This window comes from Micromonospora sp. C41 (assembly GCF_018070485.1).
GTDB classification, from domain to species: domain Bacteria; phylum Actinomycetota; class Actinomycetes; order Mycobacteriales; family Micromonosporaceae; genus Micromonospora; species Micromonospora chalcea.
Genome location: NZ_JAGPXP010000018.1, coordinates 1 through 23,170, shown reverse-complemented (window position 1 = coordinate 23,170; position 23,170 = coordinate 1). Strand labels below are relative to the sequence as shown.

27 protein-coding genes are annotated in these 23,170 nt (G+C 73.9%); 10 read left to right on the top strand and 17 right to left on the bottom strand.

Annotated features, from left to right (window positions below):
- The first annotated feature begins 108 nt into the window (after positions 1-108).
- A complete protein-coding gene (locus KBX43_RS31935; protein WP_255292629.1) occupies positions 109-237 on the top strand; it encodes a hypothetical protein in 129 nt (42 codons plus the stop codon).
- Between the two features lie 44 nt (positions 238-281).
- Here KBX43_RS31935 and KBX43_RS19730 read toward each other — a convergent pair whose 3' ends face one another.
- Positions 282-1,268: a pirin family protein gene (locus KBX43_RS19730; protein WP_069089910.1), complete on the bottom strand. Its 987-nt coding sequence runs from the start codon at positions 1,266-1,268 to the stop codon at positions 282-284.
- 11 nt (positions 1,269-1,279) lie between these two features.
- The gene (locus tag KBX43_RS19725; RefSeq protein ID WP_043325045.1) at positions 1,280-1,762 is read right to left on the bottom strand and encodes a MarR family winged helix-turn-helix transcriptional regulator; all 483 of its coding nucleotides are present in this window, start codon (positions 1,760-1,762) and stop codon (positions 1,280-1,282) included.
- A gap of 114 nt (positions 1,763-1,876) precedes the next feature.
- On the opposite strand from KBX43_RS19725, the gene KBX43_RS19720 reads away from it, so the two are divergent.
- Positions 1,877-2,464: a DUF1684 domain-containing protein gene (locus KBX43_RS19720; RefSeq protein WP_210886383.1), complete on the top strand. Its 588-nt coding sequence runs from the start codon at positions 1,877-1,879 to the stop codon at positions 2,462-2,464.
- Positions 2,465-2,503: 39 nt separating this feature from the next.
- On the opposite strand, the gene KBX43_RS19715 is transcribed toward KBX43_RS19720, so the two are convergent.
- Positions 2,504-3,091 carry a general stress protein gene (locus KBX43_RS19715; protein ID WP_113973176.1) on the bottom strand — a complete coding sequence of 196 codons (588 nt, stop codon included), beginning with the start codon at positions 3,089-3,091 and terminating at the stop codon, positions 2,504-2,506.
- Between the two features lie 112 nt (positions 3,092-3,203).
- On the opposite strand from KBX43_RS19715, the gene KBX43_RS19710 reads away from it, so the two are divergent.
- Both KBX43_RS19710 and KBX43_RS19705 read left to right on the top strand, forming a co-directional pair.
- A complete protein-coding gene (locus tag KBX43_RS19710) occupies positions 3,204-5,018 on the top strand; it encodes a glycoside hydrolase family 15 protein (RefSeq protein ID WP_210886380.1) in 1,815 nt (604 codons plus the stop codon).
- An 89-nt stretch (positions 5,019-5,107) separates the two neighbouring features.
- Positions 5,108-5,608, top strand: coding sequence for a metallophosphoesterase (locus KBX43_RS19705; protein ID WP_210886377.1), 501 nt, complete (start codon positions 5,108-5,110; stop codon positions 5,606-5,608).
- A 4-nt stretch (positions 5,609-5,612) separates the two neighbouring features.
- Here KBX43_RS19705 and KBX43_RS19700 read toward each other — a convergent pair whose 3' ends face one another.
- Entirely contained in the window at positions 5,613-5,837 is a 225-nt protein-coding gene (locus KBX43_RS19700; RefSeq protein WP_043330357.1) for a DUF3072 domain-containing protein, read from the bottom strand.
- Between the two features lie 101 nt (positions 5,838-5,938).
- Here KBX43_RS19700 and KBX43_RS19695 point away from each other — a divergent pair, with 101 nt between their 5' ends.
- Positions 5,939-6,877 (top strand): NAD(P)/FAD-dependent oxidoreductase, encoded by a 939-nt coding sequence (locus tag KBX43_RS19695; RefSeq protein WP_043330356.1) that lies wholly within the window; start codon positions 5,939-5,941, stop codon positions 6,875-6,877.
- A gap of 12 nt (positions 6,878-6,889) precedes the next feature.
- On the opposite strand, the gene KBX43_RS19690 is transcribed toward KBX43_RS19695, so the two are convergent.
- The 3 genes from KBX43_RS19690 to KBX43_RS19680 form a co-directional block, all read right to left on the bottom strand.
- A complete protein-coding gene (locus KBX43_RS19690) occupies positions 6,890-8,179 on the bottom strand; it encodes a cation:proton antiporter (RefSeq protein WP_210886374.1) in 1,290 nt (429 codons plus the stop codon).
- A gap of 100 nt (positions 8,180-8,279) precedes the next feature.
- On the bottom strand, positions 8,280-8,957 hold the full coding sequence (locus KBX43_RS19685; RefSeq protein WP_166456366.1) for an HAD family hydrolase: 678 nt from the start codon (positions 8,955-8,957) through the stop codon (positions 8,280-8,282).
- A 9-nt stretch (positions 8,958-8,966) separates the two neighbouring features.
- The gene (locus KBX43_RS19680; protein WP_210886358.1) at positions 8,967-11,120 is read right to left on the bottom strand and encodes a SpoIIE family protein phosphatase; all 2,154 of its coding nucleotides are present in this window, start codon (positions 11,118-11,120) and stop codon (positions 8,967-8,969) included.
- A 200-nt stretch (positions 11,121-11,320) separates the two neighbouring features.
- Between KBX43_RS19680 and KBX43_RS19675 the strand changes: the two genes are divergently transcribed.
- On the top strand, positions 11,321-12,181 hold the full coding sequence (locus KBX43_RS19675; RefSeq protein ID WP_043325037.1) for a hypothetical protein: 861 nt from the start codon (positions 11,321-11,323) through the stop codon (positions 12,179-12,181).
- Between the two features lie 76 nt (positions 12,182-12,257).
- On the opposite strand, the gene KBX43_RS19670 is transcribed toward KBX43_RS19675, so the two are convergent.
- Positions 12,258-12,620: a DUF6401 family natural product biosynthesis protein gene (locus KBX43_RS19670; RefSeq protein ID WP_064448772.1), complete on the bottom strand. Its 363-nt coding sequence runs from the start codon at positions 12,618-12,620 to the stop codon at positions 12,258-12,260.
- Positions 12,621-12,782: 162 nt separating this feature from the next.
- Between KBX43_RS19670 and KBX43_RS19665 the strand changes: the two genes are divergently transcribed.
- Complete coding sequence (locus KBX43_RS19665) at positions 12,783-13,229, top strand: hypothetical protein (protein ID WP_030499855.1); 447 nt, start codon at positions 12,783-12,785, stop codon at positions 13,227-13,229.
- A gap of 1 nt (position 13,230) precedes the next feature.
- Here the strand turns inward: KBX43_RS19665 and KBX43_RS19660 are convergent, their stop codons facing one another.
- The 5 genes from KBX43_RS19660 to KBX43_RS19640 all read right to left on the bottom strand — a co-directional run bounded on the left by KBX43_RS19660 (position 13,231) and on the right by KBX43_RS19640 (position 16,151).
- The gene (locus KBX43_RS19660) at positions 13,231-13,443 is read right to left on the bottom strand and encodes a hypothetical protein (RefSeq protein WP_030499856.1); all 213 of its coding nucleotides are present in this window, start codon (positions 13,441-13,443) and stop codon (positions 13,231-13,233) included.
- A gap of 165 nt (positions 13,444-13,608) precedes the next feature.
- Entirely contained in the window at positions 13,609-13,872 is a 264-nt protein-coding gene (locus KBX43_RS19655; RefSeq protein WP_030270328.1) for a hypothetical protein, read from the bottom strand.
- A gap of 130 nt (positions 13,873-14,002) precedes the next feature.
- Positions 14,003-14,224: a hypothetical protein gene (locus tag KBX43_RS19650; RefSeq protein ID WP_018788305.1), complete on the bottom strand. Its 222-nt coding sequence runs from the start codon at positions 14,222-14,224 to the stop codon at positions 14,003-14,005.
- 104 nt (positions 14,225-14,328) lie between these two features.
- Entirely contained in the window at positions 14,329-15,339 is a 1,011-nt protein-coding gene (locus tag KBX43_RS19645; RefSeq protein WP_210886354.1) for a sporulation protein, read from the bottom strand.
- 164 nt (positions 15,340-15,503) lie between these two features.
- Positions 15,504-16,151: a helix-turn-helix domain-containing protein gene (locus tag KBX43_RS19640; protein WP_210869988.1), complete on the bottom strand. Its 648-nt coding sequence runs from the start codon at positions 16,149-16,151 to the stop codon at positions 15,504-15,506.
- A gap of 46 nt (positions 16,152-16,197) precedes the next feature.
- Between KBX43_RS19640 and KBX43_RS19635 the strand changes: the two genes are divergently transcribed.
- On the top strand, positions 16,198-16,869 hold the full coding sequence (locus tag KBX43_RS19635; protein WP_064448759.1) for an alpha/beta fold hydrolase: 672 nt from the start codon (positions 16,198-16,200) through the stop codon (positions 16,867-16,869).
- Between the two features lie 17 nt (positions 16,870-16,886).
- Here KBX43_RS19635 and KBX43_RS19630 read toward each other — a convergent pair whose 3' ends face one another.
- Genes KBX43_RS19630 through KBX43_RS19620 form a run of 3 tightly spaced genes read right to left on the bottom strand, consistent with a single transcriptional unit; the run spans position 16,887 to position 18,903 of the window.
- A complete protein-coding gene (locus tag KBX43_RS19630; protein ID WP_030499861.1) occupies positions 16,887-17,348 on the bottom strand; it encodes an SRPBCC family protein in 462 nt (153 codons plus the stop codon).
- A 58-nt stretch (positions 17,349-17,406) separates the two neighbouring features.
- The gene (locus KBX43_RS19625; RefSeq protein WP_043325035.1) at positions 17,407-17,823 is read right to left on the bottom strand and encodes a DUF2795 domain-containing protein; all 417 of its coding nucleotides are present in this window, start codon (positions 17,821-17,823) and stop codon (positions 17,407-17,409) included.
- A 57-nt stretch (positions 17,824-17,880) separates the two neighbouring features.
- Positions 17,881-18,903 (bottom strand): YihY/virulence factor BrkB family protein, encoded by a 1,023-nt coding sequence (locus KBX43_RS19620; protein ID WP_113973173.1) that lies wholly within the window; start codon positions 18,901-18,903, stop codon positions 17,881-17,883.
- Positions 18,904-19,045: 142 nt separating this feature from the next.
- Between KBX43_RS19620 and KBX43_RS19615 the strand changes: the two genes are divergently transcribed.
- Complete coding sequence (locus tag KBX43_RS19615) at positions 19,046-19,450, top strand: ChaB family protein (protein ID WP_210869986.1); 405 nt, start codon at positions 19,046-19,048, stop codon at positions 19,448-19,450.
- A 60-nt stretch (positions 19,451-19,510) separates the two neighbouring features.
- On the opposite strand, the gene KBX43_RS19610 is transcribed toward KBX43_RS19615, so the two are convergent.
- Positions 19,511-20,944, bottom strand: a complete 1,434-nt coding sequence (locus tag KBX43_RS19610; protein WP_064448757.1) for an aldehyde dehydrogenase — start codon at positions 20,942-20,944, stop codon at positions 19,511-19,513.
- A gap of 72 nt (positions 20,945-21,016) precedes the next feature.
- Between KBX43_RS19610 and KBX43_RS19605 the strand changes: the two genes are divergently transcribed.
- The gene (locus KBX43_RS19605; RefSeq protein WP_210886350.1) at positions 21,017-22,609 is read left to right on the top strand and encodes an NAD(P)/FAD-dependent oxidoreductase; all 1,593 of its coding nucleotides are present in this window, start codon (positions 21,017-21,019) and stop codon (positions 22,607-22,609) included.
- Positions 22,610-23,170 lie beyond the last annotated feature (561 nt).

The following is a 23,170-nucleotide window of genomic DNA, read 5'->3' as shown; positions in this document are numbered from 1 at the left end:
ACGGTAGGACCCCCGGCAGGACCCCGCACGGCGAGCAGCAGGTCGCGTGGGTGCCGCGCGCCAGGGGGACGCCGGACCCCTGGATCGCGACACCGAGGAGGCACCGACATGCCCGCCGAGACGACGAACACCGTGACCGACGACCGCGACCAGGCGGTGGAGGGGGAGCGGGGTGCGCTGGTGGCGGTCCTGTTGATGGTGATCCTCGGGGTGGCCGGGATCTTCGCCGTCTCCTGAGACCGCGGCCGGGCGCCCCGGCGAACCGGGGCGCCCGTGGCAGGTCAGGGCCGGTCGCCCTGGCCGTCGCTGTGCGGCACCCGCCCGGTCGGGATCACCCCGAGCCGGCCGGCCTGGAAGTCCTCGACCGCCTGGATCAGCTCGGCGCGGGTGTTCATCACGAACGGGCCGTAGTGCGCCACCGGCTCGCGGATCGGCTGGCCGCCCATCAGGTACAGCTCCAGCGCCGGGGCGTTGGAGTCCTGCGTCCGGTCGGCGGTGATCCGCAGCGCCTCGCCGGGCCCGTGCACGGCGAGCTGGCCGAGGTGGATCGGCCGCCGGTCGGTGCCGACGGTGCCGCGGCCGGCCAGCACGTACACCAGCGCGTTGAAGTCCGACCGCCACGGCAGGCTCAGCTCGGCGCCGGGCTGCAACGTGACGTGCGCGATGGTGATCGGCGTGTGCGTCGAGCCGGGACCCTGGTGCCCGGCGACCTCCCCGGCGATGACCCGGATCAGGCCGCCGCCGTCGGGCGTGGTGAGCAGCGCCGACTCCCGGCCGCGGATGTCCTGGTAGCGGGGCGCGCTCATCTTGGCGATGCTGGGCAGGTTGACCCAGAGCTGCAGGCCGTGGAACAGCCCGCCGCTCATCACCAGGTGCTCCGGCGGCGCCTCGATGTGAAGCAGGCCACTTCCGGCCGTCATCCATTGAGTGTCGCCGTCGGTGATGGTGCCGCCGCCACCGGTCGAGTCCTGGTGGTCCATGATCCCGTCGATCATGTAGGTCACCGTCTCGAAGCCGCGGTGCGGGTGCCAGGAGGTACCCTTCGGCTCGCCCGGCGCGTAGTCGACCTCGCCCATCTGGTCGAGGTGGATGAACGGGTCCAGCTCGGTCATCGGCACGCCGGCGAAGGCCCGGCGGACCGGGAAGCCCTCGCCCTCGTACCCGCTGGGGGCAGTGGTGACCCGGCGGACGGAGCGGTATTCGGTGGCCTCGCCGAGCTTCGGCAGGCGGGGCAGGACGAGGACGTCGTCGACGGTGATCGCGGGCATCGCGGGGCTCCTTACTTGTCGGCCGGGACGGACGACGCGGTGCGGTCGGCGCGCAGGCGCCGGCCGAGCCGCTCGAAGACCCGGGTGAGGCAGGCGACCTCGGCGTCGTCGAGGTCGTCGATCAGGTGGGCGCGCACGGAGCGCAGGTGGTGCGGCGCGGCCTCGCGCAGGGCGAACAGGCCGGCCGCGGTGAGCACTGCCTCGCTGCCGCGCCGGTCGGCCGGACACGCCTCCTTCGCCACCAGTCCGCGCTTGCGCATCGTGGTGATCTGGTAGGTCAGCCGGCTCGGCGAGAACACCAGCCGGTCGGCCAGCTCCCCCATGCGCAGCCGCTGGCCGGGCGCCTCGGAGAGCAGCACCAGCACGTGGTAGTCGGCGAAGCTCAGGTCGCTGTCGGCGCGCAGGTCGTCCTCGAGCCGGGTGAACAGCCGCTGGCTCGACTCGATGTACGCGCGCCAGCAGGCCATCCGCTCGGCGTCCAGGCTCTCCGTCATGGCTCCGAGAGTAGCACTATTTAAAATTTAAACAAGTGGCCCTGGCATGCGCGGACCAGCGCGCCTTAGGGGGCTTCTTAAAACCTGAACGGGCCGCCCGGCTAGGGTCGGGGAATGGACGATCTCGACCTGCTCGACTGGCGGGAGCGGGTGGCGGCGCTCTACCTGTCCGACCTCGACCTGGCCGGCTTCCGGGCCGCCCGCGACGAGCTGTTCCGCACCCACCCCAGCAGCCCGGTGCCGCCCGCCGACCGGCCCGGCTTCACCGGGCTGCGCTGGTACCCGCCCGACCCGTCGGCAGTGGTCGAGGCGCCGCTGCGCGCCGCCTCCGGCGAGCTGCGCATCGACACCGGCGGCCCGGACGGCGTGGTCGCGTACCGGCGGGTGGCCGTCGCCGACACGCCGTGGGGACCGCTCACGCTCTGGTGGATCGAGGCGTACGGGGGCGGGCTCTTCCTGCCCGTGCGTGACGCCACCTGCGGCGACGGGTCGTACGGCGGGGGCCGGTACCTCACCGACACGGTGAAGGGCACGTTCGGCCGCGGCCTGACCGTGCTGCCCGGCGACCGGGTCCGGCTGGACGCGAACTACCTCTACAACCCCAGCTGCGCCTACGACGACAGGTGGGCCTGCCCGCTGGCCCCGCCGGAGAACCGGGTGGACGTGCCGCTGCGCGCCGGCGAGCGCGCGTACCACGAATGAGGGGAGGGCCGCCCGGCCCTCCCCTCATCGCCCTGCCGGTCAGCGGGCGGTGGCGCCCGTCGGTGTCAGGTGCATCCGGCTGAGCAGCTGCTGGGCCTGCCCGGCCATCTCCGCGTCCACCGTCACCGCGTACTGGGCGGCCCGCAGCGAACTGGCCGACGTGAAGTCACGCTGACCGCCGCTCATCGCGTGCGCGACAGCGCCGAACACGGCACCCCAGATCGCGCCGATCACCAGGCCGACCAGGATCACCGCGAGCCAGTTGCCGGCGGTGAAGATGCCGAAGAGCAACCCGATGAACAAACCGAACCAGGCGCCGGTGCCGGCCCCGAGCAGGGCCGCCCGGCCCGTGGTGAGCCGTCCCATCACGGTCTCCACGAGCGTGAGGTCCGTACCGACGATCGAGGTACGTTCCACCGGGAACCGGTTGTCGGCCAGATAGTCCACCACCCGCTGGGCGGACGGATAGTCCGGGTACGAGCCGATTGTGACGGTCGCCGAACCGGTCTGCGGTCCGTGCCCGTCCCCGCTCGGCGGCGTCGGGCGACCGCCCGGGCCGGACGGGAGGTTGTCGCTGCCCGGCATGCCGGGTTGCCAGGCCGTGGTCGGAGTCGAGGGTCTGGTCATGAGCATCCTCCTTCGTCAACCCGCCGCGTTCCCGTCGCCGGGCAGCGGTAACGCACCGGCCCGGACCGATGTGGCGAGGCATGCCGACGCCCCGCGCCGGGTAGCCACACCCGTGCCGACCCGACACATCAGCGAGCACGGCTTCCTCGCCGACGGGCGCAGCGCGGCCCTGGTCGACCGCGACGGCTCGGTCGACTGGTGGTGCCCGCCCCGGTTCGACGCGCCGTCGGTGTTCGGCCGCCTGCTCGACGAGGACGCGGGGCACTGGAGCATCCGCCCGGAGGGGGAGTCGACGAGCACGCGCTCCTACCTGGACGACGCGCTCGTGCTGCGTACCGTCTTCGCCACCGCGACCGGCACGGTGGCCGTCACCGACGCGCTGGCGCTGGAGCCCGGCGCGCGCGGTCACGACATCGGGATGCGCTCGCCGCGGGTGCTGGCCCGGCTGGTGGAAGGGCTTACCGGCGAGGTGGCGATGCGCGTCGACTACGCGCCCCGCTTCGAGTACGGCCGCGTCGGCGCCTACCTGACCGAACGCGACGGCGTGATCCGCGCCACCGCCGGCGCCTGCCGCCTGGAGTTGCGCGCCGACGTCCCGCTCACCATCGCCGGGGGCGCCGCCACCGGGCGGTTCACCGCCCGCGCCGGCAGCACGCACCGCTTCACCCTCGGGTACGCCCCGACGTACGCCGGCGCCGAACCGGCGCTGCCCGACGCCGCCGAGGTGATCGCCGAGACGGTGGCCGGGTGGCGGTCCTGGTCGGCGTTGCACGACTACCAGGGCGAGTACCGCGACGAGGTGCGGCGCAGCGCGCTCGCGGTGCAGGGCATGACGTACGCGCCCAGCGGCGCGGTCGTCGCGGCGGCCACCACCTCGGTGCCGGAGCGGCTCGGCGGCGACCGCAACTACGACTACCGCTACGTCTGGCTGCGCGACTTCAGCCTCACCCTCCAGGCGCTGTGGCGGGCCGCCTGCCCGGACGAGGCGGACCGGCAGTTCACCTGGGTGGCGCGGGCGATGGGCCGGATCGGCGACGAGCCGGTGCCGATCATGTACGGCGTCGAGGGGGAGCGGGACCTGACCGAGCACGACCTCGACCACCTCGCCGGGTACGCCGGCAGCCGGCCGGTGCTCGTCGGCAACGACGCCTGGCGGCAGCGGCAGAACGACGTGCTGGGCGAGGTGCTGGATGCGGCCTGGCTGATGCGCTACTACCTCGACCCCATGTCACCGGAGGTGCGTGACCTGCTGCGCACGCTCGCCGACCAGGCCGAACGCGGCTGGCACCGGCCCGACGCCGGCATGTGGGAGGCGCGCGGCCCGCAGCGGCACTACGTCTCCTCCAAGGTCGAGTGCTGGACCGCGCTGGACCGGGCGGTCCGGTTCGGCTCCCGCATCGGCGAGCCGGCCGACGTGGCCCGCTGGGCCGCCACGCGCGACGAGGTGCGGGCGGCGGTGCTCGCCCGGGGCTGGAACGAGCGGGTCGGCGCGTACACCGGGGTGTTCGGCTCCGACGACCTGGACGCCTCGGTGCTGGTCATGCCGCTGGTCGGCTTCCTGCCGGCGGGCGACCAGCGGATGCGCGCCACGATGGACCTGCTGGAGCGGCGGCTGTCGCGCGACGGGCTGCTGCGCCGCTTCGACGGCGACCCGGCCGGGTTCGTGATCTGCTCGTTCTGGCTGGCCGCCGGCCTGGCCGAGGCGGGGGAACTGGACCGGGCGCGGCGGCTGTTCGAACGGCTCGCCGCCCGCGCGAACGACCTCGGCCTGTACGCCGAGCAGGTCGACCCGGACACCGGCGAGCAGATGGGCAACTTCCCGCAGGCGTACTCGCACATCGGCCTGATCACCGCCGCCGGCCGCATCACCGACGCCGCCGCCCGCGCCGCCGCCCCCGCCCCCGCCCGCGCCGCCTCTCCGCGTTGATCATGAAGTTGACGGCGTAGTCGATCTCCCCGAGTGCCGCCAACCTCATGATCGGCGCGGGAAAGAGGGGGGTGGGGGAGGATGAGGGGGTGGAGCTGGTGATCATGGCGGACACGCACGTGCCCAAGCGGGCGCGGGATCTTCCGGGGCCGCTGTGGGCGGCCGTGGAGGCCGCGGATGTCGTGGTGCACGCCGGGGACTGGGTGGACGTGGCGCTGCTGGACGCGCTGGAGGCGCGGTCGCGCCGGCTGGTCGGCGTGTACGGCAACAACGACGGGCCGGAGCTGCGCGCCCGGCTGCCCGAGGTGGCCCGGGTCGAGCTGGACGGCCTGCGCGTCGCCGTGGTGCACGAGACCGGCCCGAAGACCCGCCGCGAGGAGCGCTGCGCCGCCGCGTACGGCGACTGCGACCTGCTCGTCTTCGGGCACTCGCACATCCCCTGGGACAGCGTCGCCCCGGGCGGCCTGCGGCTGCTCAACCCCGGCTCGCCGACCGACCGGCGGGCGCAGCCGCACGCCACGTACCTGACCGCGCGGGTGGCGGCGGGGCGGCTCGACCGGGTCGAGCTGCACCGCCTGCCCCCGCGCTGACCGCTCAGCGGCCCCGGCCGGTCTCCGCCTGCAACTCGTCGATCCGCCGGGACGCCTCGGCCTTGGTCAGGCCCTCCGGCACCGGCTCGCCCGCCTCCTGCGCCAGCGTGTGCAGGTACGACTCCTGCGCGGCGGTGGGCGGCTCGTCGCCGGTGACCCAGTCGTCCGGGTCCTTGACGGCGGCGTCCGGGTTCACGTTCCTGCCGTTGGTGCTGGCGCGGTCGGCCATGCTCATCACCTCTCCTCGAACAGGTGTTCCACTACCCCCGGGCCGCCGGGTTCATGCCGGCCGCCGCCTACGATCACCTGGTGACGACGGACCGGGCGGGCGTGGTGGTGGTCGGCGCGGGCATCGCCGGAGTGGCGTGCGCGACCGAGTTGGCGCGGGCCGGGATCCCGGTACGGCTGCGCGAGCGCGCCCGGGTCACCGGCGGGCGGATGGCCAGCAAGCGTTTCGACGGCCGCCCGGCCGACCTGGGCGCCGCGTACTTCACCGTCGACGACCCGGACTTCGCCGCCGTGGTGGACCGGTGGCGGGCGGCCGGGCTGGCGCGGGAGTGGACCGACACGCTCGCCGCGTACGGGCCGGGCGGACGCGAGCAGGTCACCGGCCCGATGCGGTGGGCCGCCCCACGCGGGCTGCGCTCGCTCGTCGAACACCTGGCCGGCGACCTTCCGGTGACCCACAACCGGCTGGTGATGACAGTCGAGCCGGGCCCCCGGGCCGACGGCGCCGAGGCCGAGGCGGTGGTGCTCGCCATGCCCGGCCCGCAGGCCGCGCTGCTGCTGGACCCGGCGCTGGCCGAGGCGACCCGGGCGGTGGCCGCGCAGCGGTGGTCGTCCGCGTTGACCGGGGTGCTGCACTTCCCGGCCCGCCGCTGGGCGGACTTCCGGGGCGCGTTCGTCAACGACCACCCGGTGCTCAGCCTGGTCTGCGACGACGGCGACCGGCGCGGCGACGGCGCGCCGGTGCTCGTAGCGCACACCACCGCCGGGTTCGCCGCCCGGCACCTGCTCCAGCCCACCGCCGCCCGCGAGGCGATCGAGCAGGCGGTACGCGACCTGCTCGGGCTGCCCGAGCCGGCGCTGTCGACCCACGTGCACCGCTGGACGTACGCGACCCCGGCCGCGCACGCCGGGGATGCCACGTTCCACCTGGACGACGACGGCATCGGCCTGGCCGGCGACGCGTTCGGCCGCCCGCGCGTGCAGACCGCCTGGCGCTCCGGCCGGGACCTCGGCCGCGCGCTCGCCGCCCGGCTGGGCTGAACCGGGGCGCGCTCAGCCGGTGGCGCCCACCGGCTGCGCCGCCGACCCGGCCCGCGTGTCCTCGCCGGTGCGTTCACCCCCCCGGTCCAGCAACTGCATGACCGGTGTCGCGGCGATCCCGTGCGCCACCACCGAGACCACCACCACGAGACCGACTGTGGCCCAGACCAGCTCCGCCTGCGGGAAGTCGGTCTTGCTGGTGGCGTACGCCAGGTAGTAGAACGAGCCGACGCCGCGGATGCCGAACAGCGAGATCACCCAGTGCTCGGCCGGCTTGCCGGGCGCGCCGCGCAGCGACAGCCACCCGGCCAGCGGCCGGATCACCAGCACCAGGGCCAACCCGGCCAGCGCGGCCGGCCAGGTCAGCGGCGCGAGCAGCCCGCCGATCACCGCGCCGCCGAACAGCAGCAGCAACAGCACGGTGAGCAGCCGCTCCACCTGCTCGGCGAAGTCGTGCAGCACGGAGTGGAACTCGTGGGTGCGCTCGGCGGCCCGGATCGCCCGGGCGGCCACGAACACGGCCAGGAAGCCGTACCCGCCGATCACCTCGACCAGCCCGTACGCGAGGAACGTCGCGGCCAGCGCGAGGAACCCCTCGGAGTGCCGGGCCAGCCGCAGCTTGCTCGGGGCGCGGAAGAACAGCTTGCCGAGCAGCCAGCCGACGAGCAACCCGCCGCCCACCCCGGCGGCGAGCTTGTAGAGCACGTCCACCGCGAACCACTCGCCGAGCCAGCCGGACGGCGCGAGCCCGGTGGTGGCGATCGCGATGGCCGCGTACACGAACGGGAAGGCGAGCCCGTCGTTCAGGCCCGCCTCCGAGGTGAGCGCGAAGCGCACCTCGTCCTCGGAGTCCTCCACATCGGTCGGTTCGCCCACCTGCACGTCGGAGGCGAGCACCGGGTCGGTGGGCGCGAGCGCCGCGCCGAGCAGCAGCGCCGCGGCCGGCACCAGCCCGGCCCACCACCAGCCGAGCAGCGCCACCGCGGCGATGCACAGCGGCATGGCGATCGCCAGCAGCCGCCACGTCGACGACCAGCGGGCCCAGCTCAACGGACGGTCGATCTTCAGGCCGGCGCCCATCAGCGCGACGATCACGCCGACCTCGGTGAGGTGGGTGGTCAGCTCCGGCCAACGCAGCGGATCCGGTGTGGGCAGACCGGTGGGCAGCACGAAGACGAGCATGCCGAGCCCGAGGAACGCGATCGGCATCGACAGCGGCCGTCGCTCCAGCACCCGGGGCAGCACCCCGGCCAGCAGCGCACCGACGCCCAGCAGAGCGAACGCGACATCGACCGGTTCCACGGCACCACCCTTCCGACGCCCGGCGGCCGGGCGGTGGAGTCCAGCAGTGCCCCGAAGCGGACCCGGCTAAGCCTGCGCGCGCCCGCCGGTTGACCGCCGCTCAGCCGAGCGAGGCGATGGCGCTGTCGGACAGGGCGTCCAGCAGCGCGGCCGGGTCGTCGTACACCGCGACCGCGCCCGCGCCGGCCAGCTCCGCGCGGCCGGTGCCGCCGCAGGTCAGCCCGATGCAGGGGATGTCGAGCTTGCCGGCGGCGGCGACGTCCCAGACCGAGTCGCCGACGAACACCACCCGCTCGGCGGCCAGCCCCGACTGCTCCAGCGCGGCGACCAGAATGTCCGGCGCCGGCTTGCTCTCCCGCGCGTCAGCCGACGAGGTGACCGAGTCGATCACGTCGTCGGCGTCCAGCGCGGCCCGTAGCGCGGTCACCTCGTGCTCGGCGGCCGAGGTCGCGAGCACCACCCGCAGCCCGCGCTCCGCGCAGGCGCGCAGCAGCTCCCGCGCCCCGGGCAGTGGCGTGAGGCGCTCCCAGTACTCGCCGTAGAGCGCGTCGTGCGCGTCGCGCAGCCGGCCGTCGGCGTCCCGGTCGCGCTCCGCGCCGAGCAGGTGGTCGAGGAGCTTGTCCGAGCCCATGCCGATGGACCTGTGGATCCGCGCCATCGGCACCCGGTGGTCGCCCTGGCGCAGCGCCTCCCACCAGCTCACCGTGTGCAGGTACGTGGTGTCGACCAGGGTGCCGTCCACGTCGAAGAGGACACCGCGGCGCTTGTCGTCGGTCATGTCCGGCTCCTACCCGGCCGGGGCGTCGCCGACGCGCGGTCCGTCCGCCGGGATGAGGATCTCGAACCACACAGTCGATCCGCGTACGGTCGGGTCGGTCCCCCAGGCGTCGCTCAGCTCCTCGATCAGGCCGAGCCCACGCCCCCGGCTGCTGAGCGTGTCGGTCTGGGCGCGGGTCACCTGACCCCGGGTGCCCGAGTCGGCCACCGACACCAGCAGCCGCTCCGCGGACAGGTCGACCTCGACCCGGGCGGCGGTGCCGGCGTGCAGCAGCGCGTTCGTGGTCAGCTCGCTCGTGCACAGCACCGCCGCGCCGATCACCGCCTCGGGCACCTGCCACTCGGTGAGCTGCGCGGTCATCCAGTGCCGGACCCGGCTCGGGGCGGTCGGCTCGGCCGGCACCTCCATGCTCGCCGACCGGCTCGGCCGGACCGCGTACTCCACCGCGAGCACCGCCACGTCGTCCTCGGTGGCGCCCGGCACCGCGGCGGTCGCGACAGCGCACAGCGCGCGCGGGTCCCCGCCGGCCGCTCCGGTCACCGCCGCGCCCAGCCCCGCCATCCCGGCGGCCACGTCCTGCCAGCGGCGCTCCACCACGCCGTCGCTGTAGAGCAGCAGGGTGTCACCGGGGCGGAACGGCACGGTGGCGGTACGCGCCCGCCCGCCCAGGCCCAGCGGAGGAGCGGGCGGCACGTCGACGAACTCGGCCACCGCCGCGTCGGGTCCGGCGCGCCGGATCAGCGGCGCGGGATGCCCGGCGCTGGCCAGCGTGACCAGTTCCCGGTCCGCATCGACCACGCCGAACACCACTGTGACGAACAGCTCCTGGGTGCCGCCCTCGACGCCGAGGCTGGCGACCAGCCGGTCCAGGCCGTCGAGCACCGCGTCCGGGCGAGGGTCGACCAGGGCGAGCGCGCGCAGCGCGGCGCGCACCTGGCCCATCCGGGCGGCGGCCTGCACGTCGTGCCCGGCCACGTCGCCCAGCACCACCCCGAGCGCGCCGGTGGGCAGCAGGAACGCGTCGTAGAAGTCGCCGCCGGCGGCGTTGCCGTCCACGCCCGGGTCGTACCGGGCGGCGATACGCAGCCGGGGCAGGTCCGGCAGCCGCTCCGGCAGCATGCTGCGTTGCAGCATCTGGGCGGTGCCGTGCTGGGTCTCGAAGCGGCGGGCCCGCTCGGCGGCCTGGCCGACCAGCTCCGCCGACGCGGCGAGCAGCGCCCGTTCCGCGGGGGACCACGGACGCGGCTCCCGGTAACCGATGGTGAGCGAGCCACGGACCACACTCGTGCGCAGCGGCAGCGCCGCCAGCGCGCGGATCTTCTCGTCGTGCCGGTCCGCCGCGACGCCGCGCAGCGGCTGGCCGTCGGCGGTGAACGAGGCCACGCCGCTGCGCGCGGACACCACCGCCGGCAGCGCCGACTCGGCGGACATCCGCCGCCACAGCGGGGGCAGCCGCTCGTCGGCCTCGTCGAGCAGTTCGCCGCGGATGCGGCGGACCAACCGCCAGGCGCTGCCCTCGTCCACCGCGAACGACACCCGGTCCGCGTCGAAGGAGTGCAGGCAGTAGCGCAGCGTCACCCGGGCCACGTCGTCCAGGGTGAGCGTGCCGGACAGCGCCGCCGCGAAGTCGCTCAGGCTCTGCAACTGCTGGGTCAGCTGGGTGGTCTGCGCCGAGACGGTGAGCACGCCGACGATCCGGCCGGTGGAGTCGCGTACCGCGCAGTGCCCGCGGGTGAACACGGCCGGCTCGGCCGGACCCTGCCGGTCGGCGGGCAGCACCGCCTCCCGCTGCAGGAACGGTTCACCGTGCCGGTAGACGCGCTCCAGCGCCTCGCCGGCGCCGGGATCACGCCACACCTCGGCGAACGCCTCGGCCGCCGGCCGGCCCAGCGCGTGCGGGTGCCGGTCGCCGATCAGCTCGGCGTACCCGTCGTTGTAGAAGACGACGAGGTCGTCGCCGAGGAGCAGCGCCATCGGCACCGGGGAGGCGAGCACCACGTCCATCACGGCGCGTACCGCCGGATCCCAGCCCTGCGGTGCGCCCAGCGGCGTGCCGGCCCACGGATGACCGGTCTGCGCGGGCGGCCCGTGGACGACGGGATCGGCGGGCGCTCCCGGTGCGGGGGCGGGCGGTGTGGGAACCCGACCGACGGTGCCTGGCATGACCGCAGCCTAACCGGAGCGTGGCGGGCTGGTTCCGATCATGCGTTCGTGGCGGGTCCCGGCTTCCGGCGGCGCGGACGTTCGGGCAGGTCACGGCCGGTTCGATCACCCATGTCGGGAAATTGGCCCGGTCCGGCTCGGAGTGCTGCCCAGGTCACCGGGTATGCGGGCGGCGCAGTTCACGCGACAGGAGGGACATCATGCCGAAAACCCTCGCGGTCGGGCAGGTCGACATCGGTGCGGCCTGGACCGACTTCTGGAGGTCGGTGCTGCTCTTCGTACCGCGGGCGATCGCGTTCATCGCGATTCTCGTCGTGGGTTGGCTCATCGCTAGAGCCGTACTCAAAATCGTGGACGCGGCACTGGAACGGGTCGGGTTCGACCGCGCCGTGGAACGGGGCGGTATCAAACGGGCCCTGGAACGCACCAAGTACGACGCCAGCGACATCCTGGCCAAACTGGCCTACTACGCGGTCCTGCTGTTCACCCTGCAGTTCGCCTTCGGGGTGTGGGGGCCGAACGCGATCAGCGACCTGATCCGCGGGGTGGTGTCCTGGCTGCCGCGAGCCTTCGTGGCGATCGTGATCGTGGTGATCGCCGCCGCCATCGCCAACGCCGTCCGGGACCTGGTCTCCGGCGCGCTCGGCGGGCTCTCGTACGGCCGGGTGCTGGCCGACGTGACAGCGATCTTCATCCTGGCGCTCGGCATCATCGCCGCGCTGAACCAGGTGGGTATCGCCACCACGGTGACCACACCGGTGCTCGTGGCCTTCCTCGCCACCGTGGCCGGCATCCTGATCGTCGGTGTCGGTGGTGGTCTGGTCAAGCCGATGCAGGACCGCTGGGACGGCTGGCTGCACCGGGCCGCCGAGGAGTCCCGGGCGATCCGGCAGCAGCGGCAGGCGCAGCAGGCCGGCCGGGGCGACTACGAACGCAAGATGGCCGACCGGGGCGGGCAGCCGACGCCGGCCGCGCCGCAGTCGTCGATGTCGGGCGCGGGTACGTACCGCTCCGGCGAGATGGGCGACGAGACGCAGCAGTTCCGCCGGCCGGGAGGCTGACGGCAACGGGTGACGGGGTGTCCGCGGGATGGTGGCGGGCGCCCCGAAACCGTGTCCGGGTCCGGCCGGCTGCCGGTCAGGCCAGGTGACGCGGGTCGAGTCCGCGGGCCAGCAGGCAGACCGCCAGCAGGCGGGTGAGCACCCAGTCCGGCGCGGACCAGTCCACCGGCTCGGCCGGCGGCGTCCAGCCGTGCTCCGCCGCCGCGTCGCGCAGCCCCTCGGCGTATCCGGCGAGCGCCGCCACGGTGAGCGGGTGGCGGTCGCCGTGGAGGCTGTCGCGTACCCCGGCGGCGTGCTGGTCGACCTCGGCGAGCAGCCCGGGGTTCGCGTGGGCCGCGGCGAGGCCGGCGGTGCCGACGGCGGCGGTCAGCGTGGTGAGGGTCGACCGCGCGGCCACTGCCGCGGAGCGGGTCGCGACCCGGTTGTTCGGCACGCGCATGGTGTCCGAGGCTAACGCCGCCCGGTGCGGACCGACCTCGGCCGACCGGCGGACTGCGGGGTCGTCCGGGAGAGCGGCCACGTCGTCCGCGGGGATTGAGTCGCCCGTGCGGGGGCAGAAGTCCGGCACGAGGAGCACGCAGCAGCCCCACGGAGGGACACCATGGGACATCTGGCCGACGGACCGGACCGGGCGCACCGCCGCCCCGACGGGGTGAGTGACGCCACGGTCGAGGCGCTGGGCAGGCTCAGCGAGGCCCTGGAGTGCGTCGAGCGGGCACGCGGGCACCTCTACGAGCTGCATCAGCTGATCGGCCACGCCGATCTGATGCTCGACGACGCCGTGGAGATGTTCCGCCGCGCCGGGCACCCGGGCCTGGCCGAGCGGATCGACCGGGAGCTGCTCGGGCGCAACGTCATCGCCGGGCGGTGGACGTTCCAGATCGTCGAGGACTTCGACGACGGGTACTACGCGCTCTTCCGGGAGCTGGACCGGCAGGCCCGCGACGAGCTGGTCGAGGGCCGGCGGCACCTCTACGAGGCCGAGATGAAGGAACGCCGCCGCAGCCGGGGGATGCCGGGGCACGAGGCGCGCCCCGGCACACGCTGACTCAGTCGGAGGAGCGGGCGTCGGCCGGACGGCGGCGCGCGCCGTCGTCGGCGATGATCACGGTCGCGACCATCAGCGCGACCACCAGGCTGAACAGCCAGGAGCTGTCCTCGGTGAACCGGGCGGAGACCGGAGCCTGGATCGCGGCGAGCAGGAAGCCCAGCCAAGCGAGCTTGCGCTGACGGTTGGAGAGGAAACCGGAGCCCTGTTGCATCCCGAAAGTCTTGCGCGCGACAGGGGGAGTGCCGTCAGCCGTTCGGCCGATTCTGGATGGGCTGTCCGTTTTCCTGGCTGTCCGTACCGCACTTTTTGTCGTATCGGCCGAGCATGAATCCGGCGGCCACGGGCATCGGCGCGGGTGCCCGCAGCCGTCCGGGGATCACATGCTGTCCGGGCCGGTCCGCCCGATCGTCGACGGCCGGTAGGCCCGGTCCGCATCGGTCATCTCGCGCCGCTCGGCCTCCGGGCCGGCGCCCCGGTCCACCGCCTCCGGGCCGTGCCCGAACGCGGCCTCCTCGCCGGCGTCGTTGGCGGTGACGTCGTCGCCCTGGCCGTCCGTGGCCGACCGGGCGATGGCCTGGTCCAGCTCGTGCAGGGGAGTGCGGTCCTCGTCGCGCCACACGTGGCGGTCGTTGTCGGTCATTCCCCTGCGGTACCCGGACCGGATGATCGCAAACGGCCGGGCACGGCGACAGCCGCGGTCCCGGCTCGTTTCGATCCCGATGCCCGGTGGCCCGGAACGCTTCCCGGGCCACCGGGCATCGGCGATGGCGCTACTTGGCGCCGGTGAGGGCCACCAGGGCGTTGGCGGTGCGGAAGTACGGGTTGCGGCCGAGGTCGCCGACGGTGGTGATGTTGAAGGCGTCCTTGAGCAGCTTGGCGTCGCCGTCGCTGACCCCGGCGAGGGCGGACACCGGGGCGTCGACGATCTCGGTGAGGGTCTTGTCCTGGTAGGCCTTGTCGACCAGCTTGGTGAGGTCGGCGGTGACGGGCATGCACACTCCTTCGACTTCCGGTCGGGCAATCCGACCGGTTGCGGACAAACCTGACGGAATTAGATCATGAAGCGGTACCAGAGATCCACTGTGGATCCCCGGGCTCACTCCTCCTCGTCGCCGCCCTCGTCGTCGCCGAAGGAGTCGAACACCTCGTCGGCGAGCATCCCGCCGGCGAAGCCGAGCGCGGCGCCGCCGACCACGCCCGCGGCGACGGCACCCATGCCCGGGCCGCCGTGCCGCTCGTGGTGCTCCTCCTTGTGGTGGCCGTACGCGGCGTGCCCGTAGCCGGGTGGGCCGTAGGCGGGCTGTCCGTAGCCGTGGCCGGCGTGCATGCTCTGGTAGCCGTCGAGGGCCTGGCGGACCCACGCGTCGACCTGAGCGGCCCAGTCGACCTGGTCGGCGTCGGTGTGCGCGACGTGGTAGCGGCCGAAGGAGTCATGGCCGCCGGAGAACAGGCCACCGCGCTTGTCGAACTCCAGCACCACGTCGACGCCGTACTCGTTCGCGACGAAGGTCAGCTCGACCTCGTTGACGGCGTGGGCGTACTGCGGGGCGGCGTAGTACTCGATCTCCTGGTAGAACGGCAGGCTCTGGCGCAGGCCCGAGATGTGCCCGCGTTCCAGGTCGGCGCCCTTGAACTGGAATCCGAGCCGGCCGAAGCCCTCCAGGATGCGTTCCTGCACCGGCAGCGGGTGCACGTACACCGGGTCGAGGTCGCCCTTGTCCACGGCGCCGCGGATCGCCACCTCGGTGCGCAGTCCCATCGTCATGCCGTGCAGGCGCTGCCCGTACAGGTCGGTCACCGGCGTCTCCCACGGCATCGCCACCTGGAACGGCAGCGACATCTGCTGTCCCTCGGACAGGCGCAGACCGCCGGCGACCTGGACCCGGTGGAACTCCACGAGGGCGTCGTACTCCTGCTCGGCGCCCTCCATCTCCACCCGGGTGACCAGCCCGACGGTGATGTGGTCGATCTCCACGTCGTGGCTGCCGCCGGTCAGGTTCACCTGCCCGCCCAGCATCAGCCCCGGGCGGGTACCCGGATTGGCCAGGACCGTGTCGACAGCGGGGCCGCCCACCCCGAACGCGCCCAGCATCCTCTTGAACACCACGAACATCTCCCTTGACGGCCACCGGACGTGCGGCACCCGGGATCCGGGGAGAGATTCACCTGGAACCCTTGTGCCGCAACGAGATCAACGGCGTCCATAATGGATCACGCCGCGCGGGGAGACTACCAACGCCACCTGAGAGGTAGCTGAAAGCATTCGCTTCGTCACTGTGGGCCATCGGCCGGCGTGGGGCGCCGGAACAGCCGCAGCAGGCGGGCCGCGACCTCGCCGTCGCCCCGGACGACGACGTCGGCGGCATGCAACGGCACGCCACCGAAGATGAGCGAGCGGAAGGTCCCGGCGCCGGCCCGGATCACCAGGTCGGGATCGGCGGCGTCGGCGCGTACCACGTCGACGCGTCCGTCCTCGACGGTGACGAGCAGGCTGTCGCCGTCGAGAAGAAGCTGACACCGTACGGCGAAGTCGCGCGCCGCGGCCGGGTCGAAGGTGGTCTTCATGGCGAGGGCCAGCGCGTCGACGCTCAGCTGCGCCGACGAGGTCAGCGGACCCCGGCTGCCCCACCTGGCCAGCCCCAGCAGGGCGGGTTCGAGGTCCCGCCCCCATTCGGTCAGCTCGTACGCCCGGACGCCCGCCGGTGGCCCGAGACGCCGCCGGCGCACCACTCCCGTCTCCTCCAACTCGGCGAGCCGGGCGGTGAGCATGCTCTGACTGGCGCCGGGCAGGCCGCGCCGCAGGTCGGTGAAGCGCTTCGGTCCGAGCAGCAACTCACGGACGATCAGCAACGCCCATCTGTCGCCGACCAGGTTGAGCGCCCGGGCCAGACCGCAGGGATCGTCGTATGCGCGCGCCATCCGCTGATGGTATCGCTACAGCACTCTCTGGTGCTAAATTCGCACCGTGACGACGTACATCCTGATCCCGGGAGCCGGCGGCGACGCCTGGTACTGGCACCGCCTGGTTCCCCTGCTGGAGCAGCGCGGCCACGAGGCGATCGCCGTCGACCTCCCGGCCGCGGACGACAGCGCGGGACTGCCGGAGTACGCGGAAACAGTGGTCGAGGCGGCCGGTGACCGCGGGGACCTGGTGGTGGTGGCCCAGTCGATGGGCGGCCTGACCGCGCCACTGGTCTGCAGTCGGCTGCCGGTCTCACGGCTGGTCCTGGTCAACGCGATGATCCCGGCGCCCGGTGAGACCGGCGGCGACTGGTGGACCAACACCGGGCAGGACCAGGCCCGCCGGGAGTGCGACAGGCGCGAGGGCCGCTCTCCCGACGGGCCGTTCGATCCGCTGGTGTACTTCTTCCACGACGTGCCGCAGGACATCACCGACCAGGCCATGGCGGGTGGGTCACCGCAGTCGGGCACGCCGTTCGCGCAGCCCTGGCCGCTTGATGCGTGGCCCGACGTGCCGACCGAGGTCCTGAGCGGCGGCGCGGACAGGTTCTTCCCGGCCGAGTTCCAGACCCGGGTGGCCCAGCAGCGGCTCGGCGTCACGCCCGAGCGCCTGCCCGGCGGGCATCTGCTGGCCCTCAGCCGGCCCGAGGCGCTGGCTGCCGCGTTGGACCGCTGAGGGCGGGGGAGGTTGCCTCAGGGGATGGGCCGGTCGACCGCACCGCGCCAGGCGCCCGTCTCCTGACCGCGCCGCTCGATGAACTGCTTGAACCGCTCCAGGTCGCCCTTGGCGCGCCGGTCGACCACGCCGAGCTTGTCGCCGGCCTGCTCGACCGCGCCGTGCGGCTCGAACTCCATCTGCAGCGTGACCCGGGTGTGCCCCTCGTCGAGGCGGTGGAAGGTCACCACGCCCGCCTGCTGGGTGCCCCCGGTGGAGCGCCAGGCCACCCGCTCGTCCGGCAGCTGCTCGGTGATCTCGGCGTCGAACTCGCGCTTCACGCCCGCGATCTCGACGGTCCAGTGGGTCATCGTGTCGGAGAGCTGCCGCACCTCCTGCACGCCGTCCATGAAGTGGGGGAACTCCTCGAACTGGGTCCACTGGTCGTACGCGGTCCGGATCGGGACGTCCACGTCCACGTGCTCGGTAACGCCACTCATGTCGGGGTTCCTCCTGTTCCGCCGGTGTGTGTCTCGTACGGGCCGTGGGCCGGCCCGCTCACCAGCGCGTCGTCTCGTTCCTGTGCCCGAGTGCGGCCCACACCTCGGAGATCGTCTGGTAGTGGGCGTCCGCGGGCAGGGTCTCCAGGGCGGCGACGATGTCCGTCGGCGCCTCGTTCTCCCGCGCGTTCGCCAGCAGCGCCTCCCGGTCGCCGGGCAGGGCGGTCATCGTGATGAACCGCCCCAGACGGCTGCGCGCCTCGACGTCCTCGGAGCTCATGCCCTGCGGCGTGCCGCTGCGCAGCTCCCCGGCCGGCGCCGTGGTGGCCTCCGGCTGGTCCTCGCCGGCGGGCTCCGGGATCCGGAACTCCTCGGCCCGCGAACCGCCGGTGCCGGCGCTCTGGACGAGACCGCTGACCTCGCTGCTCATCTGGTCGTCGACCCTGGGCGAGTGCTTGCTGCTGCCACGTTCCATGCCTTGGGAGATGCCCCGGGGGACCGCCGGTAAACCGGCGCCGGCCGGGAGAGCCGGTCATCCGGGCGGCAACCGGTCGGCCGGCCGCTGCCCGTCCGCCTTCTCGTCGTCGGCCGGGGCGCGCGGCGGCAGCACCGGGTCGTCCGGGTCCTCGACGCCGGCCTGCATCGCCCGCCCGCGCTGCAGCTCGGCGTTGACCTGCACGCCGAGCATCAACGCGCAGTTGGACAGGTAGAGCCACACCAGGAACGCGATGACCGCGCCGAGACTGCCGTAGGTGACGTCGTACGAGCCGAAGTTGGCCACGTACAGGCCGAAGCCGAAGGACGCGAGCACCCAGGCCACGAGCGCCAGCGCGCCGCCCGGGGTGAGCCAGCGGAACCGCGGCTGCTGCACGTTCGGCGCGATCCAGAACAGCAGCGACAGCAGCGTCATGGCGACCACGGCGAGCAGCGGCCACTTCGCCACCGACCACGTGGTGCGGGCCACCGCGCCGGCGTGCAGCAGGTCACCCACCGCGTCGGTGACCGGGCCGCTGACGATCAACCCGGTAGCCACCACCGCGAGCAGCACGATCGTCACCGCGGCCATGCCGATCTGCAACGGGCGCAGGCGGTAGAACGGCCGGCCCTCCCGCACCCCGTAGATCGCGTTGGAGGCGCGGGTGAACGCGCCGATGAACCCGGACGCGGACCAGAGCGCGCCGAGCAGACCGAAGCTGAGCAGCACCTTCGCCGAGCCCTGCTGCTCGACCACGTTGCGCACCACACCCACGAACGCGTCGTTGCCGACCACCGAGCCGGCGCCGATCTCCCCGGCCAGGTCGATCACGGTGTCGACGGTGCGCGGGCCGTCGGAGACCAGGCCGACCAGCGCCACCACCACGATCGTGGACGGGAACAGCGCCAGCACCCCGTAGTAGGTGAGCGCCGCCGCCCAGTCGGCGCAGTTGTCGGTGACGAAACCCTTGCCGCTGCGCACCAGCACGCCGCGCCAGGTACGCCAGTTGAGCTGGCGGATCCGGCGGGGGAGACGGGACCGCGTCCGGCCGCCGACCGTCTGTGGTGTCGTCACGGTCATGTCCGCCTCCTCCAGGCTCCGCCACCGGGCGTGGCCGGGCGGTACCCCCGGGGGGAAATCGACAAACCGGGGCGCCGGTTTGCCCGCCGGACGGGAGGGAACCACACCAGGCAGCCGATCGAGACTCCAGGAGGAGGACGAGATGCCCGGGCGCGAGGTACTGCCCAGCACGCTGCGGCGCTCCCCGGCGAAGGCGCAGCGGACCTGGGAGAAGACGCACGACTCGGCGGTCGAGACGTACGGCGAGGGGGAGCGGGCGCACCGCACCGCCTACGCCGCGGTCAAGCACGAGTTCGAGAAGGTGGGCGACCACTGGGAGCCCAAGGGCCGCAAGGGGCCCAGCGACAAGCAGGCCGAAGGCGGCGGCCCGGCCCGGCGCGCGCCGACGGCCGGCGGGGTGGACGCCAACGCCAGCAAGGGCCACCTCATGGAGGTGGCGAAGAAACTGGACGTGCGCGGCCGGTCCCGGATGACCAAGCCGGAACTGGTCAAGGCGATCGAGAAGGCAAACAACAACGCGACCCGCAAGGCCCGCGGGGGTCGCTGACCCCTGGGGGTACGCGTCGAGCCCGGGACCGCCTCGGTCCCGGGCTCGTGTCGTGCCGTCTCACCAGTGGCCGCCGCCCGGCGCCTGAAGGTGCACCGCCTTGACGGTGCTGAACTCGTCCAGCAGTTCCGGGCCGTACCCGAAGCCCTGACCGCTGCCCCGGCGCGGCTGGGCCGCGCCCCCCGGTGCCCCGCCGAACACCGAATTGATCTTCACGGTGCCGACCGGCAGTTCCCGCCAGGCGCGCTGGGCGTGGCTCATCGAGCCGGTCAGCACGGTGGCGGCCAGACCGTACGGGGAGTCGGCCGCGCAGCGCAGCCCCTCGCTGAACGAGTCGACCACCACCACCGCGGCGACCGGCCCGAACGTCTCCTCGCGGACCAGCGCCATGTCGTGCCGGCACCCCTCGACCACTGTCGCCGGGTAGAACGCGCCCGGCCCCTCCGGCAGCACACCGCCGGCGCGTACCCGGGCGCCGTCGGCGAGCGCGGCCGTCACCTGCCCGTGCACGTGGTCCCGGTGCCGCCGGTCCACCAGCGGGCCGAGCTGCGTTTCCGGGTCACGGCCGGGGCCCACGGTGAGCGCCTCGGCGCGCGCCACGAGCGCGTCCAGGAAGCCCTCGGCGACGTCCCGGTGCACGTAGACGCGTTCCACCGCCACGCAGATCTGACCGGCGTTGGCGAAGCACCCGAGCGCCGCCTGCTCGGCCGCCCAGACCGGGTCGACGTCCGCGTCCACCACCAGCGGGTCGCTGCCGCCGTTCTCCAGCAGCACCTTCGCGCCGGTACGGGCGCCCGCGGCGGCGATCGCCCGGCCGGTCGCAGTGGAACCGACGTGGGCGACGACGTCGACGTCCTGCCCGGACAGCGCGGCCCCCACCTCGCCGCCGCCGCTGAGCAGCGACAGCACCCCGGCCGGCAACGCCGAGTCCAGCGCGCGGGCGAGCAGCCAGCCGGTGGCCGGGGTGCGCTCGCTCGGCTTGTGGACCACCACGTTGCCGGTGACCAGGGCCGCGCCGAGCAGGCCGCACGACACCGCCACCGGGTCGTTCCACGGGGTGATCGCGGCGACCACGCCGCGTGGCTCGGGGGCCATGAAGTCCAGCGCGTCGTGCGCGCCGTGCAGCGTCCGGCCGCCCCGGACCGGCGCCAGTTCGGCGTACTGTCGCAGCGTGCCGATGCCCGCCGCCACCCCGCCCCGCGCGTCCTCCAGGGGCTTGCCCATCTCCGCGGTGGTCGCCTCGGCCAGCTCTCCGGCCGCCGCCTCGACCGCGTCCGCGGCCCGGTGCAGCGCCGCGGCCCGCTCCGCGGTCGGGGTCGCGGCCCATTCCGCCGCCACGCCCCGGGCCGCCTCCACCGCCTTGGCCACCTCGTCGGCGGTCGCCACCGGCGTCCGGGTCACCGGCGACCCGTCCGCCGGATCGTGGACGACAAGCTCGCCGCCCTCGCCGCCGGCACCCCACACTCCACCTATGAGCTGCGCAACCGTGTACATGCGGCCCTGCTTGCCCCGGCCTGGGCCGGGCAAACGCGTTTCGCCCGGTGACCGGCCGGGTAGGCGGATCCGATGACCTCGACCGCCGACGCCGTCGTCATCGGAGCCGGGCACAACGGGCTGGTGGCCGCGAACCTGCTGGTGGACGCCGGCTGGGACGTCACCGTCCTGGAGGCCACCGAGGCGCCCGGTGGGGCCGTCCGCTCCGCGTACGTGACAGCGCCCGGTTACCTCAGCGACCTCTACAGCTCCTTCTACCCGCTCGGGTACGCATCTCCGGTCCTGGACGGGCTGAGCCTGGAACGGCACGGCCTGTCCTGGACGCACGCCCCGGACGTGCTGGCGCACCTGCTTCCAGACGGCCGGGCCGCCGTGGTCAACCGCGACCTGGACACCACAGCGGCCTCGCTGGAGGCGTTCGCGCCCGGCGACGGGGAGCGCTGGCGGCACGCGTACGCCGACTGGCGCCAGGTGGCCGAGCCGATGCTGCAGACCATCACCACCCCGTTCCCGCCGGTACGCGGCGGGCTGGGCCTGCTGCGGCAACTCCGGGTCGGCGGCGCGCTCCGCCTGGCCCGCCGCCTCCTGCTGCCCGTCCGCAAGCTCGGCGCGGAACTGTTTGAGGGCGAGGGCGGCACGGTCCTGCTGGCCGGCTGCGCCCTGCACACCGACCTGTCCCCGGAGGAGGCCGGCTCCGGCGTGTACGGCTGGCTGCTCGCCATGCTCGGCCAGCAGGTGGGCTGGCCGGTGCCGGTCGGCGGCGCCCAGCGGATCACCGACGCGCTGGTGGCCCGGCTGGTCGAGCGGGGCGGGCGGATCGAGTACGGCGCCCGGGTCGAGCGGGTGCTCACCGCCCGGGGCCGCGCGATGGGCGTCCGTACCGCCGGGGGAACCGACTGGCGGGCCCGCCGCGCGGTGCTCGCCGACGTGCCCGCGCCGGCGCTCTTCCTCGACCTGGTCGGCGCGGCGGCGCTGCCGCCCCGGATGGTCGAGGACCTGGCGCACTTCAAGTGGGACGGCTCCACGCTCAAGGTCGACTGGGCGCTGTCCGCGCCGGTGCCGTGGAAGAACCGGGAACTGGCCGGCGCCGGCACCGTGCACCTGGGCGCGGACCTCGACGGGCTCACCACGTACGCGGCCGAACTGGCCCGCGGAGAACTGCCCCGGGACCCGTTCCTGCTGGTCGGGCAGATGTCGGTGGCCGACCCGAGCCACTCGCCGCCGGGCACCGAGTCGCTCTGGTCCTACACGCACCTGCCGTTCCGCCGGGACTGGCGGGCCGAGGACGTCGCGGGGCACGTGGAGCGGATGGAGGAGGTGCTGGAGGAGGCGGCGCCGGGCTTCCGGGCCTCGGTCGTCGGGCGGCACGTGGCCGCCCCGGCCGACCTGGAGGCCGCCGAGCCGAGCCTGGTGGGCGGCGCGCTCGGCGGTGGCACTGCCGCCGCGTACCAGCAGTTGTTCCTGCGGCCGATCCCCGGCCTGGGCCGCGCCGACACCCCGGTGGACCGGCTCTACCTGGCCAGCGCCTCCGCCCACCCCGGCGGCGGTGTGCACGGCGCGCCGGGGGCGAACGCGGCGCGGGCCGCGCTGGCCCGCGACCGGGCCGTCACCGGCGCGGTGTACGCCCGCACGATCGCCGCCGCCCACCGCGCCGTCTACCGCTGACCGCGCCTGCGCGGCACCACCCTCGCCGCTGCCGTCCTCCGCGCCCTCGCGGGAGTGGGGTCCGGCCCGCGTCAGCGCACCCGCTGCGGCTGACCTCCGCCGACGTCCGCTCGCCCTGGCTGACCTCCGGTCGCACCCATTGCGGCTGACCGCCTGACCCCGCCAACCGCAGGACGCCTGGCACCGGAAGCTCGCCCACCGACAGGCGGGGTACCGCTTCCCGCCCCAATCTCGCCAAGTGAAATCAGCAGCCCGCATCCCGGGAACTGGTGTAGATCTTGGTACGAAAGGGCCCTCATGGGGGCCTTTTCGTACCAAGATCTGCGGGCCGCGCCTGGCGTGGCCGCGGTCTCGTGCCCGCTGACGTACTGACTGCGGTTAGGTGCCTGATCGTCGCGCGGGTGTGTCACGGGAGTGTTCGGCCAGCCCGCTCCTCGCCAGCCGCCGCGCCGCACGCCCACGTCCCGCGCGATCTTGCAGTTGGCGCCCGAGGGGTGCCGGTTTTGCCAGGCTTTGCCGGGCACCAAACTGCAAGATCGCGCCTGTGGCGGGGTGGCGGGG

Excerpts from the sequence above, each read along its gene's own strand:
- KBX43_RS31935 (WP_255292629.1), top strand. The coding sequence starts at position 109 with ATGCCCGCCGAGACGACGAACACCGTGACCGACGACCGCGACCAGGCG.
- KBX43_RS19730 (WP_069089910.1), bottom strand. The coding sequence starts at position 1,268 with ATGCCCGCGATCACCGTCGACGACGTCCTCGTCCTGCCCCGCCTGCCG.
- KBX43_RS19725 (WP_043325045.1), bottom strand. The coding sequence starts at position 1,762 with ATGACGGAGAGCCTGGACGCCGAGCGGATGGCCTGCTGGCGCGCGTAC.
- KBX43_RS19720 (WP_210886383.1), top strand. The coding sequence starts at position 1,877 with ATGGACGATCTCGACCTGCTCGACTGGCGGGAGCGGGTGGCGGCGCTC.
- KBX43_RS19715 (WP_113973176.1), bottom strand. The coding sequence starts at position 3,091 with ATGACCAGACCCTCGACTCCGACCACGGCCTGGCAACCCGGCATGCCG.
- KBX43_RS19700 (WP_043330357.1), bottom strand. The coding sequence starts at position 5,837 with ATGGCCGACCGCGCCAGCACCAACGGCAGGAACGTGAACCCGGACGCC.
- KBX43_RS19685 (WP_166456366.1), bottom strand. The coding sequence starts at position 8,957 with ATGACCGACGACAAGCGCCGCGGTGTCCTCTTCGACGTGGACGGCACC.
- KBX43_RS19680 (WP_210886358.1), bottom strand. The coding sequence starts at position 11,120 with ATGCCAGGCACCGTCGGTCGGGTTCCCACACCGCCCGCCCCCGCACCG.
- KBX43_RS19675 (WP_043325037.1), top strand. The coding sequence starts at position 11,321 with ATGCCGAAAACCCTCGCGGTCGGGCAGGTCGACATCGGTGCGGCCTGG.
- KBX43_RS19670 (WP_064448772.1), bottom strand. The coding sequence starts at position 12,620 with ATGCGCGTGCCGAACAACCGGGTCGCGACCCGCTCCGCGGCAGTGGCC.
- KBX43_RS19665 (WP_030499855.1), top strand. The coding sequence starts at position 12,783 with ATGGGACATCTGGCCGACGGACCGGACCGGGCGCACCGCCGCCCCGAC.
- KBX43_RS19660 (WP_030499856.1), bottom strand. The coding sequence starts at position 13,443 with ATGCAACAGGGCTCCGGTTTCCTCTCCAACCGTCAGCGCAAGCTCGCT.
- KBX43_RS19655 (WP_030270328.1), bottom strand. The coding sequence starts at position 13,872 with ATGACCGACAACGACCGCCACGTGTGGCGCGACGAGGACCGCACTCCC.
- KBX43_RS19650 (WP_018788305.1), bottom strand. The coding sequence starts at position 14,224 with ATGCCCGTCACCGCCGACCTCACCAAGCTGGTCGACAAGGCCTACCAG.
- KBX43_RS19640 (WP_210869988.1), bottom strand. The coding sequence starts at position 16,151 with ATGGCGCGCGCATACGACGATCCCTGCGGTCTGGCCCGGGCGCTCAAC.
- KBX43_RS19630 (WP_030499861.1), bottom strand. The coding sequence starts at position 17,348 with ATGAGTGGCGTTACCGAGCACGTGGACGTGGACGTCCCGATCCGGACC.
- KBX43_RS19625 (WP_043325035.1), bottom strand. The coding sequence starts at position 17,823 with ATGGAACGTGGCAGCAGCAAGCACTCGCCCAGGGTCGACGACCAGATG.
- KBX43_RS19620 (WP_113973173.1), bottom strand. The coding sequence starts at position 18,903 with ATGACCGTGACGACACCACAGACGGTCGGCGGCCGGACGCGGTCCCGT.
- KBX43_RS19615 (WP_210869986.1), top strand. The coding sequence starts at position 19,046 with ATGCCCGGGCGCGAGGTACTGCCCAGCACGCTGCGGCGCTCCCCGGCG.
- KBX43_RS19610 (WP_064448757.1), bottom strand. The coding sequence starts at position 20,944 with ATGTACACGGTTGCGCAGCTCATAGGTGGAGTGTGGGGTGCCGGCGGC.
- KBX43_RS19605 (WP_210886350.1), top strand. The coding sequence starts at position 21,017 with ATGACCTCGACCGCCGACGCCGTCGTCATCGGAGCCGGGCACAACGGG.